This window comes from Asticcacaulis sp. AC466 (assembly GCF_000495815.1).
Taxonomy (GTDB): Bacteria; Pseudomonadota; Alphaproteobacteria; order Caulobacterales; family Caulobacteraceae; genus Asticcacaulis.
Genome location: NZ_AWGE01000001.1, coordinates 625,926 through 637,766 on the forward strand (window position 1 = coordinate 625,926; position 11,841 = coordinate 637,766).

13 protein-coding genes are annotated in these 11,841 nt (G+C 59.5%); 7 read left to right on the forward strand and 6 right to left on the reverse strand.

All coding sequences use genetic code 11. The features are described 5' to 3' along the window. The first annotated feature begins 84 nt into the window (after positions 1-84). Positions 85-381, forward strand: a complete 297-nt coding sequence (locus tag AEAC466_RS25815) for a hypothetical protein (RefSeq protein ID WP_023456621.1) — start codon at positions 85-87, stop codon at positions 379-381. Beyond that, positions 381-707 carry a cell division protein ZapA gene (locus AEAC466_RS25820; protein WP_023456622.1) on the forward strand — a complete coding sequence of 109 codons (327 nt, stop codon included), beginning with the start codon at positions 381-383 and terminating at the stop codon, positions 705-707. Before AEAC466_RS25815 ends, AEAC466_RS25820 begins: the two co-directional genes overlap by 1 nt. 31 nt (positions 708-738) lie before the next feature. Here AEAC466_RS25820 and AEAC466_RS25825 read toward each other — a convergent pair whose 3' ends face one another. Together AEAC466_RS25825 and AEAC466_RS25830 are read right to left on the reverse strand one after the other, a co-directional pair. Continuing rightward, on the reverse strand, positions 739-1,791 hold the full coding sequence (locus tag AEAC466_RS25825) for an aminotransferase class V-fold PLP-dependent enzyme (protein WP_023456623.1): 1,053 nt from the start codon (positions 1,789-1,791) through the stop codon (positions 739-741). After that, entirely contained in the window at positions 1,788-2,528 is a 741-nt protein-coding gene (locus AEAC466_RS25830; protein ID WP_023456624.1) for a tryptophan 2,3-dioxygenase family protein, read from the reverse strand. The genes AEAC466_RS25825 and AEAC466_RS25830 overlap by 4 nt, the downstream gene beginning before the upstream one ends. Positions 2,529-2,647: 119 nt before the next feature. On the opposite strand from AEAC466_RS25830, the gene AEAC466_RS25835 reads away from it, so the two are divergent. Continuing rightward, positions 2,648-3,097: an Lrp/AsnC family transcriptional regulator gene (locus AEAC466_RS25835; RefSeq protein ID WP_023456625.1), complete on the forward strand. Its 450-nt coding sequence runs from the start codon at positions 2,648-2,650 to the stop codon at positions 3,095-3,097. 32 nt (positions 3,098-3,129) lie between these two features. Here the strand turns inward: AEAC466_RS25835 and AEAC466_RS25840 are convergent, their stop codons facing one another. The 3 genes from AEAC466_RS25840 to AEAC466_RS25850 all read right to left on the reverse strand — a co-directional run bounded on the left by AEAC466_RS25840 (position 3,130) and on the right by AEAC466_RS25850 (position 6,637). Next, on the reverse strand, positions 3,130-3,558 hold the full coding sequence (locus AEAC466_RS25840) for a GNAT family N-acetyltransferase (RefSeq protein WP_023456626.1): 429 nt from the start codon (positions 3,556-3,558) through the stop codon (positions 3,130-3,132). After that, complete coding sequence (locus AEAC466_RS25845; RefSeq protein WP_023456627.1) at positions 3,559-5,880, reverse strand: beta-glucosidase; 2,322 nt, start codon at positions 5,878-5,880, stop codon at positions 3,559-3,561. A gap of 190 nt (positions 5,881-6,070) precedes the next feature. Next, on the reverse strand, positions 6,071-6,637 hold the full coding sequence (locus tag AEAC466_RS25850; RefSeq protein WP_023456628.1) for a hypothetical protein: 567 nt from the start codon (positions 6,635-6,637) through the stop codon (positions 6,071-6,073). 131 nt (positions 6,638-6,768) lie between these two features. Between AEAC466_RS25850 and AEAC466_RS0121965 the strand changes: the two genes are divergently transcribed. Beyond that, a complete protein-coding gene (locus AEAC466_RS0121965) occupies positions 6,769-8,325 on the forward strand; it encodes an MDR family MFS transporter (RefSeq protein ID WP_081714505.1) in 1,557 nt (518 codons plus the stop codon). 29 nt (positions 8,326-8,354) lie between these two features. Here the strand turns inward: AEAC466_RS0121965 and AEAC466_RS25855 are convergent, their stop codons facing one another. Further along, positions 8,355-8,633, reverse strand: a complete 279-nt coding sequence (locus AEAC466_RS25855; protein WP_023456630.1) for a 4Fe-4S dicluster domain-containing protein — start codon at positions 8,631-8,633, stop codon at positions 8,355-8,357. Between the two features lie 136 nt (positions 8,634-8,769). Here AEAC466_RS25855 and AEAC466_RS25860 point away from each other — a divergent pair, with 136 nt between their 5' ends. From AEAC466_RS25860 to AEAC466_RS25870, 3 genes are all read left to right on the forward strand, one after another. Then, positions 8,770-9,939: a hypothetical protein gene (locus tag AEAC466_RS25860; protein WP_023456631.1), complete on the forward strand. Its 1,170-nt coding sequence runs from the start codon at positions 8,770-8,772 to the stop codon at positions 9,937-9,939. A 382-nt stretch (positions 9,940-10,321) separates the two neighbouring features. Next, positions 10,322-10,924, forward strand: a complete 603-nt coding sequence (locus tag AEAC466_RS25865; RefSeq protein WP_023456632.1) for a 5-formyltetrahydrofolate cyclo-ligase — start codon at positions 10,322-10,324, stop codon at positions 10,922-10,924. 36 nt (positions 10,925-10,960) lie between these two features. Further along, the gene (locus tag AEAC466_RS25870; RefSeq protein ID WP_023456633.1) at positions 10,961-11,809 is read left to right on the forward strand and encodes a TIGR00282 family metallophosphoesterase; all 849 of its coding nucleotides are present in this window, start codon (positions 10,961-10,963) and stop codon (positions 11,807-11,809) included. Positions 11,810-11,841 lie beyond the last annotated feature (32 nt).

Below are 11,841 nucleotides of genomic sequence, written 5' to 3' on the forward strand. Positions count from 1 at the left end.
AAAGTGTAGGTTATTAATGCGTCCCGGCGCGATTCTTTGGTCCGCTATCGGACGGATCAGCCGGCAGGTTTAAGGAGATCGGTCATGGAAAACGCGCACGCCCATCCCGGCAGCAGTCTCAACATAGCGGTGGATCGGCTGGATCGCGCCCTTGAGGCGCTGGAATCCCGGGTTCGCGCCTTGCAGGCCGGAGAGCCCCTCCCGGAATATGCCAGTGATGGAACGGGCGGCGCCAATGAGGCCTATGACCGGGTTCTGGCCGAACTGGAAGAGGCGCGCATTTCCAATGCGCAACTGGCGCAGGCCGCCAACGCAGCGCATGAAGCGCTGGGCGCGGCTGCTGCCAATATTCGTCAACTCCTGGCCAGTGAGGCAGCGTAATGGGTGAGGTCACGGTTCGCGTCAACAACAAGTCCTATACGGTTGGCTGTGCCGACGGTCAGGAAGGGCGCGTTCAGGAATTGGCGCGGAAATTCGACGAGCATGTCGAGATGGTCGTGTCGGATGTCGGCGCAATCGGCGAGGTGCGTCTGTTCCTCATGGCGTCGCTATTGATGATCGACGAAATGCAGGACCTGCGGGCGCAATTGGACGAAGCCAATTCAGCCAATGCCCGCATGAATGCCGGCGCGCATGAAATGGAACGCAAGGCAGCCTTTGCGATTGCCGATGCCGCCGCCCGCCTGGAACGCCTGATGGGGGCGTAGGGCACGCCTCCCTGAATGTCTGTGAGTTAAATCAGGCCAGGCATTTCGCCACGATGTCGGCGTCTTCTGGCGTATTGTAGATATGGAATGATAGCCGCAAGGTGTCGCCACGCCGGTCGAAACGGCAGCCGGCGCGCGTCAGGGCGGTCATCGTCTTTTCGATATCGGTCGGGATGTGGCACAGGGTGCCGCCCTTGGCTGTGCGATCTTCCGCATCGATCCGCGCGATCAGGGCGCGGTTGTGCACCAGAACGGTATCTACGCCGATCGCGGCAATGGTTTTGATGCCGCCAGTAGCCAGGATATAGGGGGCGACTGAAGGCGTACCGCCCCAGAACCGTCGCGCATCTGTCGCATAGCGGAAATCGCGAATGTCGAAGGCAAACGGATCTTCATGCGAAAACCATCCGACGTTCAAGGGGGTCAGATCGTCCGGGCACCAGAGGAAGCCTGCGCCCGGACCGCCGCACAGCCATTTGATGCATGAGCCGACCAGCGCGTCCGCGCGCCACGCCGATACGTCGATAGGCAACAGGCCAGCAGATTGCGCCACATCCACGATGCTGAAAATACCACGCGCCCGCGCCATTTCGGCGATAGCGGCGACGGGCGAGACGATGCTGGTATTGGAATGCACATGCATGACCACGACCACGGCGACATCCGGCGCCAGGGCGGCCTCCCAGGTCGCCACGTCGGCTGGATCGCCATCTGTCAGGCGAAAGCGGAAGCCCAGGCGCTGCGCCTGTTGTGCGACGAATCCCAGCGACGGGAAGGCCTGGGACGACATCACTATGGTGTCGCGCCCGTCGCGCGGCGTCAGGCTGGACAGAAGGGCAAAAAGGCCAGCCGATACATTGGGCTGAGGGCAATAGTCGTTGGCGCGCCCGCCAAGCAGACCGGCCAGGGCGGTGCGAAAGTCATCGATGGCATCCAGCCACAAGGGCCAGCTTTCGCCCGGCTTTGCCGCCCAGGGCGTGAAAAATTTCGCTTCGAATTCACCGCGCGTTGCTACGGGCAACAGGCCGGCGGAATGGCTGAGCAGATAGGGGCCGCCGGGCGGTAGGTCGAATAGATCGCTCATTCGGCGGCGCCCAGGCTTTCGCGGACCTTGCCATATGCCTGGCCCCAGGCATCGGTCATTTCGGCGCGCACCGCCCATAATTCCGGAAAGAATCGGTGGCGTGCGCCGGCATCGAGTAGTTCTACCGGCCGACCTTTCAGCGAGGCAGCGCCCATGCCGATGGAACGCTGGATCAGGAAGATATGGTTGGCGCGGAACTTGCCCATGCGCTCATCGAATTCCATCAGACATTCGGCGATGACATAGGCGTCGTCGTGCCGGTACTGGGTGTCGTAAATGTCGCGCACGCTGAGGGCGCGGCCGGTCAGGTAGACCGTCTCGAACGTCTCCCACAGTTCGGGTGGCATTTTCATCAGTGTACGGAATCCGGGCGATTCCTGGCCCGACCCGTTGCCGAGCTGTAGCCGGATTTGCTGATAATCATGCGGCGACATGGTTTCCAGCAGGTCGAGTTGTTCGCTCATCAGCTTCATGATCATGTTGCAACGGGAAAACAGCGTCACCACCTTGTGCGCGTGCCCGTCGCGCATGTGATCGTCGATATCGAGCAGGGTATGGATCATCAGCTTCATCCACAATTCCTCGACCTGGTGCACGATCTGGAATTGCAGTTCGTCGGCATTGACCATGGCGGGCATGGGCTTCTGGCACGCCAAAAGGTTTCCGGTATCGAGGTAAAGCTCGTAGTCGAGCCGGGCGGGGGCGGAAAGCAGGTCGTAATAGTGCTGGCGGTTCATGGTGAGGCTCCCTGTTGAGCCACGATAACGCAGGCTGGCGCGAACATTGTTTCTATTGTATCTCAATATCGCGCCAGATTGGAAACAAATGGCGTACTATTAAGCTTGTGGGGAAACAAATGGATCGGTTCGATGAAGCCATACTGCGCGCGCTTGAGGTCGACGGCCGCCTGTCCTTCGCGGAACTGGGCGAGCGCTCGGGGCTATCGAAAGCGCCGTGCTGGAAGCGGGTTCAGGCGCTGGAATCATCCGGCGTCATTCGCGGCTACCGCGCCGACCTGGATCCGGTGGCGCTGGGCCTATCAACACTGGCCTTTGTGCAGGTGACCGTGGCTTTCGATCGGCATGAGGCCTTCGAGCAGGCGGTTGCGGCGCATCCCGCTGTGCTCGGCTGTCACGCGACGGTAGGTGCGACGGACTATCTGTTGCGGGTCGTCATGCCGTCGATGACGGCGCTCGATGACTTCCTGCGCCAGAGCCTGTGGCGATTGCCCGGTGTCGAGCGGTTCACGACTACCCTGGCCATGCGTACGATCAAAGAGAATGGCGCGCTTATGCCGAACCTGTAAGGCGGCTTCAATCGCCTGTTCAGCATACAGGCCTATCCGGTTTTATAGATGTCCGGACTATAGCGTTCCATCAGCGTTTCCGGAAACAGCGGTGGATGGAAGCCGAACTTTGCATAGAGCGGGTGTTTGTCGCGTGTCGCCAGGGTAAACCGGCGCAGCCCCTGCAAATCTGGGTGCGCGAACACCGCCGTCAGCAACCGCGTGGCGTAGCCGTTGCCGCGGAATTCCGGCACGGTGAAGACATCGACGAGATTGGCGAAGGTGGCGTAGTCGGAAATCACGCGCGCAAACGCGATTTGCTCACCTTCCAGAAGGCCGGCAAAGCAAAGGGCATTCCGCATTGCCCTGTCGAACAGGTCGCGCGGAATGCCCTGAGCCCAGTTGGATTGCGCGTTGAGGAAACGATAGACCGCGGCGAAATCGATTTTTGCCGGGTCCGTCGTGACCTCGAAACGCAGCATTTATTGGGCGTTCGCGAAATGGGTGCCGACACCGAAGGTCTGCGCGTCAAGGCGAACCTGGACGGTCTGGACGATATCGTTGGCCGAGGTCGCGAGCATGACCTTGTAATAGCCTTCCGCGACCTTCCAGCTTTTGCTGGCCGGGTCGTAGGTGGCGACCATGCGCGGATCGACGTTAAGCGTCACCGTGCGCGACTCGCCGGGTTTCAGGTCGACCTTGAGGAAGGTGGCCAGGCGCTTTGGCGCTTCCCAGCCGCTGTCTTCAACCGGCGACACATAGACCTGAGCGACTTCCTTGCCTTCGACCGCGCCGGTATTCTTGACGTTGAAGCTGGCGATGAAGGATTGGCCCTTGGCTTCGGCGACCAGGCTGCCGAGCTGGAAGGTGGTGTAGGACAGGCCATGGCCGAACGGGAAGAGTGGCTTCAGGCCTTTTTTGTCGAACCACTTATAGCCAACCGCGGCGCCATCGATGTTGTAGTCGCTCATCGGGTGCGAATCGGCATCCAGCTTAGGATCACCTTCCAGCTTCGGGCGCGGGGTCTGGTCGAGCGAAGCGGGGAAGGTGGCAGGCAGGTGACCGGACGGATTAACCTCGCCGGTCAGGACACGGGCGATGGCTTCGCCGCCTGATGTACCAGGGTACCAGGCTTCGACGACGGCGCCGACGTTTTTCAGCCACGGCATGACGACCGGGCCGCCGGTTTGCAGCACGACGACGGTCTTCTTGTTGGCCTTGGCGATGGCGGAGATCAGCGCATCCTGGCCGTTGGGCAGGTTCAGGTCCGGCACGTCGATCGATTCGCCGGTCCATTGTTCGCCGAAGACGATGACGACATCGGCCTTTTTGGCGGCAGCGGCGGCAGCTTTGACATCCTTGCCGTCAAGATAGGTGACGGTGGCCTTGGTGCGGGCCTGAATACCCTTCATCGGTGACGACGGGTAATAGGTCTTGGGACCGGGGAAGCCGTTCGGCGCGAATTCATCCGGCACCGGCGAGCCGCCGACCGGATAGACCTGGGAAGAACCGCCGCCTGACAGGACGCCGACATCGGCGTGCGAGCCGACGATCAGGATGGAACGAGCGGTTTTTGACAGGGGTAGCAGGCCTGGGGTGTTTTTCAGCAGAACGATCGATTCTTCGGCGTCGGCCTGGCTGATCTTGCCGTTCTTGACGAAGTCGATGCGTGAGGACTGATCCCCTTTCACCGGATTGTCGAACAGGCCGACCGAGAACATGCCCCACAGGATGCGGCGTGCCATATCGTTGGCCCGGGCTTCGGAAACGTAACCGTTGTTGACGGCTTCGCGCAGGGCGCCGTCGAAATAGGGCGAGCGGTCGAACGCCCAGCCTGATTGCTGGTCTAGGCCCTGATTAGCCGCCTGGGTGGTTGAATGGGTCGCGCCCCAGTCGGACATGACATAGCCCTTAAAGCCCCAGTCGGTCTTCAAGACGTCGTTGAGCAGCCAGTTGTTTTCGCAGGCGTAGAAGCCATTGACGCGATTATAGGCGCACATCACCGAAGCGGGCTGGCCGATTTCATTGGCGATCTGGAACGCCAGCAGATCGGACTCACGGGCCGCCTTGTCGGAAATCTGGTGGTCCATCTGGTTGCGGTTGGTTTCCTGACCGTTGAAAGCAAAGTGCTTCATGGTCGAGATGACGTTATTCGACTGGATGCCCTTGATTTCGTTGCCGGTGATGACGCCAGCCAGCAGCGGATCTTCGCCGCCATATTCGAAGTTACGACCGTTGCGCGCTTCACGCAGAAGGTTCATGCCGCCGGCCAGTTGCACGTTGAAGCCGGACAGGAAGGCTTCATTGCCGATCATGGCGCCGCCGGCATAGGCGACGGCAGGGTTCCATGTCGCGGCCGTGGCGATGCCGGACGGCAGGGCGGTGCGGCTGCGCGGATTGGGCGAACGCTGGGTGGCGACACCGACACCGGCGTCAGTCTGCCACTGATTGGGGATGCCCAAACGCGGAATGCCCGGAACGAAGCCTGCCGAATCGGGCAGGCCTTCCTTCGGGAAGACGTAATTCTTGATGGGGGTCACCTGCCAGGTCTGGTTGGTCGAGAAATAACCAAAGGTAAGCTGGAGCTTTTCGGCCAGCGTCATTTCCTTCAGGATCAGGTCGGCGCGCACGGACGGATCGAGGGTGGCGTCCATCCAGGGACGATCCTTTGGCACTTCCGTCTTGGCGGCTGCGACGGCCGGCGCGTTGTTGGTGGCCTGAGCGAAGGCGACAGGTGACAGGGCGAGGGCGCCGATAAGGGCGGTCGTTCCGGCGAGGTGCGCCAGAAAGCGGTATGAGGTCATAAAGGTATCTCCCAAGTATGTTGCGTCAGGGCGCCTTGGTGGCGCCGCGTATTATTGCGGCCTGAGGCCGTACTGGCTTGCGTCGTTTATAGACGAAAAGCGTCTCGGCCAAAGCAAAAAATACGCCGCACCGACACAGGCCGGAGCGGGAGCGGTTCCAGCGGTGCTTAATCCGGTCAGAGTTCGCGCGCTATGGAATATTGCGCGGCAGGTCCTTTAGGCTATAGCCCGGTCCGAAGTCGAGAATGAAGACGGGGCCGAGCGCCACCGTCTGTGCGCCGGTGGCCAGTTGCAGGCTGGCGCCCGCCGTCCCGGCCGGATAGTCCTGGGTCGCCGTTCCAGTGACATAATGTAGCCGCCAGTCGGAAGTGAGGGTCAGGGTCTGCGTACCGATCTTGGTATAGGGAGCGGCTGTTTGCTGAATGACCGCAGGCACGGTGACGGCGCCTGGTGTAACGGCCTTCGCCCACACGGCCAGAAGGATGACATCGCCTTTCTGGATCGGCTTTGAGGTCACCGCCCCCACCTGGATGTCCCATGGGTTGGCGCCGACGCCCGCCGACGATACCTGAAAGGCGGCTCCGCCGTTGACGGTTGTGTCCTTTACCATTTGATGCTTTTCGCCGGTGCCATAGACGCCCCATTGGTCGGCGGCGGGATGGTTGACCATCCGGCTGGCGATATCAACGGCGGCTTCGGCATGCGGCGCGGCCACAACGGCAAGGGCGGCTAGGGCGGCGGTCACAAAGCGCATCATCGGTCAGACTCCCGTTACGTCTCAACATGTCTTTTATTGCTCTATGTCCGATGAAACAGGCGCGTCGTCAAGTTCTTGCGCTTATCACGAAAAGGCATAGTCTGCGGCGCGAATTTAACGGAAGACTATGCATGACTGCTGCACATACCGCCGCTTCGCCCGCTCAGATAGCGAGCATGGACCCCAAGGATGTCCAGCGTATCATCATCGGGCTGATGATGGTGATGCTTCTGGCGGCGCTCGACCAGACTATTGTGTCCACCGCCATGCCCACGATCGGTCGCGAACTGGGCGATATCGAGCATCTGCCGTGGATTGTGACGGCCTATCTGTTGTCGTCCACGGTGGTGACGCCGCTTTATGGCAAGCTGGCGGATATCGTCGGTCGGCGGACGACCCTGCTGATGGCCATTGCTATATTCCTGGTCGGGTCGGCGCTGTGCGGCCTGGCGGACAACATGTATTTGCTGATCGCGGCACGCGCTGTGCAGGGGCTGGGCGGCGGCGGTCTGATGTCGCTGGTCCAGACCGTTATTTCAGATGTCGTGACCATGAAGGAGCGGGGGCGGCTGCAAGGCTATTTTGCGGCCGTCTTCACGGCTTCGAGCCTGGGGGGGCCGGTTCTGGGCGGTTTTATCGCCGAAAAATTCCACTGGTCAGCCATCTTCTGGATAAATCTGCCGGTTGGCGCCCTGGCACTGTGGATTGTGTTCAAGGCCCTCCTCAAGCTGCCGCGCTATGAACGTCCGCACAAACTGGACGTATTTGGCGCGGCATTGATGGCGGTTGCCGCCCTGTGCGTCATGCTGGCGCTCAATACGCATGGTGGCGCGATCTATGGCGTTCCCGTATGGGCCTTTTATATGGCGTCTGTTGTCTTCTGGCTGTTGTTCGCGCTTCGCCTGCGCCTGGCGCCGGAACCGCTGATCCCCACCGACGTGTTAAAGAACGGCATTGTCTTGCGCGCCACTCTTATGTCCACCCTCGCCATGGGCGTCATGATGGGCATCGGTATCTACCTGCCGATCTTTTTGCAGATCGTCTATCATCTGGGCGCGACCCAGACCGGACTGGCGCTTGTGCCGATGAGTCTGGGGGTCGTGGCCGGCTCAATCGGCGCAGGGCGCTATATTTCCTTCACCAAGGGGCAGAAATACAAGCTTATGCCGATGATTGGCCTGCCGCTTGCCGCCTGCGTCTATGCCGTCATGGCCGTTTTTCCCGACCGGCTGCCGCTTTGGGGATTCGAATGTCTGCTGGTGGCGGCCAGTGCCGGACTGGGCACCGTCATGTCCGTCAGCATCGTCGCCATCCAGAACGTGGTCGAACGTCACCAGATGGGCACCGCGACCGGCATGATGAATTTTTTCCGCTCCTTGGGCGGTGCGCTGTTGGTGGCGGCCTTTGGCGCCATACTGTTCGGGCAAGTCTTCGGGCTAATGGGCCGTGAGGCCATCGCGGGCCTTACCCCGCAAGTCCTGGACCATCTCAAGGTGGTCGATCAGGCAGCGCTGATTTTTCGGCCTCTGTTCGGTTGCGGTGCGGCGGGCCTCGCTCTGGCCGCCATTACCTTGTGGAGCATGGAGGAGCGGCCCATCAAGGGGCGCGAGCCGGACATGGCAAAAATTATCGAGGAATCGCTTCCCGAAGCCATTCTGGAAGACGCAGATTTTTCCAAAAGACCCTGATTGCGGCCAGGTGTCGGCCAGATGCCGGTTCAGCGCCGTACCAGGGTGATGGCTTTTTCCGGGCAGGCCGAGACGCACAGGCCGCACGCCCGACAGGCATCGGCATTAACGGCAAAGGCTTGTTTCCATCCGTGCATGAAGCCTTTTAGGCGTGCCATTGTTCCCAGGTCTGTCCGGTCTTCCGGCGGCAGGATATCCAGCTCAAAGACGTTGTAAGGGCAGATCACGACGCAATCGGCCTTGCCCTCGCAGCGTTTCCGATTGATCTGCGGTGTAAATACACCAGCATCCTGTTTGCATTTGTCCACGGAATAGCCATTTTGCGAAGGGTTTTTTTTCGAAATTTATATGCCTTTAATCGTTTCGCCGTACGGTCATTGGCAATCTACAGCGTACAGAGCTTAGGCAAAATGCCATAGCTTTTTTTGACTAGAAGGTTCGTTTATGAACGCGCGTACGGCGTCTTACGCCAAATCGAATAATCAAACCCAACGCGATGTTCGTAATCTCGCCAATCTCGGTGAAACGGCGTCTACCAGCCGCGTATTGAACCTGTCCCAGATTTTTAACGTCGCCGGCCGGACGCCAGGTTATATATCTGCGCCATTTTTCAGGAATTCTCAGCTCAACAAGGCCCTGCTGATCAAGCATACTCTGCGCGCCACGGAACGCGAGTTGTTCAGCCGTCCGCGGCGCACCGCAACCAAGATTATCATGCCGTTCGATGCCGGCGATCTGCGCCTGGGCGGTCGGTCGATCTTCGTCAACCAGATCGGGTTTAACGCGTTCGTCAACAGCTATTTTAACGGTTCGGACCTGACATCCAATACCGATCTGCAAATCCTTCAACATCTGGATGAAATTCCCTCCCTCGACCCGTTCCTGGTGCGGGAGCATCTCGCCCGGTTCAATTTTCGCCCTGATCCGTGCTATCTGAAAATCTCACCTCATGATCTGAATGAGATGATTGGCTTTGCCAATGCCGAGATTGAGCACCTGGTTATGACCGCATTTGGCAAGGGCATGGAACAGGCGGCGATGAAGCTGACCTCCAAGATATTGGCCAATAATCTCGACAGCGATCTTGAGCCCCTCAAACAGACCTTCCGTATGAACGACGAGGATTTTTCCGAAGGCATGTTCTCGTGGCGTGGCTTCTTGTATTTCAAATGGCGGCAGACCCAGCTTCAGGCCGATATCAAGCAGGTCGTGGATGGTCTGCATAGCTACAAGACCATCGGGCCGGCGGAAGCCGGAACGCGGGAATACCTGGCCGAGGTTAGGCCGCGTCTGGCCAAAAAGATCATCGCCTCTATCGTTTCGACGCGAAAGACATTACGCGTTTATGACGAAGCCTATGCCGCCCTGACGCAGGGCGCCGATCCGGCACCGTTTCGCAAGTTCTTGATGAATGGTCCCTCCATGTTCTTCGAACTGGGCGAGAGCATCGGCATATTATCGCATATCGGCTCATTCTGGAGCTACCGGATGGGCGCCCGCATGGCGCATCTGCGCCTTTCGCCGGCTGAGTTTGCCGATATTCTGGTCGATTTTGAGGACAGCCTGATAAATGTGGAACTGCCGTCGGCCGCTTCGACCGCATTGCAGCTCTAAATCCAAGCCCACAGGCTTTTGTGCTGTGAAGGTGAATATAGATGCGCGGAAAAGGGAATACGCCTTGAGTTAGGCGGTGTGCGGGCCTATTATAGAAAGCGGCGGGTCTTGCTGCGGCTCGCGTGGCGATCAACAATCCTTCTGACCTTAATCACTTAGAACGGGGACTGTCCCTGGACTGGACCGTGGTCCTAACTACATGGTTCCCACCTGACTAGTCAGGTCTGAGAGGATTTAAACGCATCGACACGGTTCTATTGCGGCGCCGCCACCCTATCCCTGCCGCCCAGGATATTTCTTCGGCCGGTTTTTTGCCTGCGCGATTCCGGATATGAATTTTACCCCGTCTTTGTTAAGACAGGGAGGTCGACCGGAGAGTTGAATGCTCATAGCCGAACAGAAGCCGTTGTTGCGGAATGAAATGAAGCGCCGCCGCGCGGCTCTGGCTCAAGGAGCTCCGTTGGCGGGCGATGTTCTGGCTGAAACGGCTTCAGACACCCTGGATGCCCATGCGGGATGGCCGGACCCTGATGCGGTTGTCGCAGGCTATTGGCCCATCCAAAGTGAGATGAATCCGTTTCCGTTGATGCAGGCCTATGAATCGCGTGGCTACGGGCTAGCCTTGCCCTGTTTGGTTCCGGATGGCGACGCCTATAACATGATCTTCCGCCGCTTCCGGCTGGGAGATACATTGGTCGCCGGTCCGTTCGATATTCATCAACCGGCAGACAGCGCCGACGAGATATTGCCGGATGTCGTGCTGCTGCCCCTGCTGGCGTTTGATGCTCAAGGCTGGCGTTTGGGCTATGGTGGGGGATATTACGACCGTGCCCTGGCGCGGTTGCGTGAGAAAAAGGATGTGAAAGGTTACGGAATCGCCTTTTCCGATCAGCAACTTGCCGAAATACCGTTTGAAGTGCATGATCAGCCGCTTGATGGTATTTTTACCGAAAAGGGCATAATTCAGGTATGCTCGACGGTTTAGCCTCCACCTTGAGCGGGGCTTAGATTTGGATTTTTTATGCGTTTTGCTTTTTTTGGTGACGTGGTGGGCCGCGCCGGGCGCGATGCTCTAAGCGAACACCTGCCGGGTCTGAAGCGCAGGCTTGACCTCGAATTTGTCATCGTCAATGCGGAAAATGCCTCGGCAGGCTTCGGCGTTTCGGAAAATTCGGCGCGTCAGCTGTTCGACGCCGGTGCCGATTGCCTGACACTTGGCAACCATTCCTGGGATCAGAAAGAGGCGCTGACCTATATCGTGCGCGAACCGCGGCTGATTCGCCCGGTCAATTATCCGCCCCTGGCCGATGCGCCGGGCCGCGGGGCCAATCTCTTCGAAACCGCGTCGGGCAAACGTATCCTGGTCATGAACGTCCTGGGCCTGGTTCATATGGCGTCCATGGACGATCCGTTTGGTGCGGTCGACAAACAGTTGGAGGCCTGTCCCCTTGGGCTCGCCGCTGACGCCATTGTCGTGGACATGCATGCGGAAGCGACGTCGGAAAAGATGGCCATGGGCCATTTCTGTGACGGCCGGGCCACCCTGGTCATCGGCACGCACACCCATGTGCCGACAGCTGACACGCAGATATTGCCGGCTGGCACCGCGTATCAGACCGATGCCGGCGCCTGTGCCGATTACGACAGCGTCATCGGCATGGACAAGGAGGAGCCGCTGCGTCGATTCACGACGCGGATAGGCAAGGAACGCTACAAGCCGGCCTCCGGTCCGGCGACGATTTGCGGTGTCTATGTCGAAAGCGACGACCGTACGGGATTGGCCACGCGTATCGAACCGATCCGCGTCGGGGGGCGGCTGAGCCAGGTCATACCGCGGTCTGTGCAAGAGGCCGCCTTGACGAGTCTTTGAACGGCACGTTAAAAGCCGCTCATCTGCCGTAA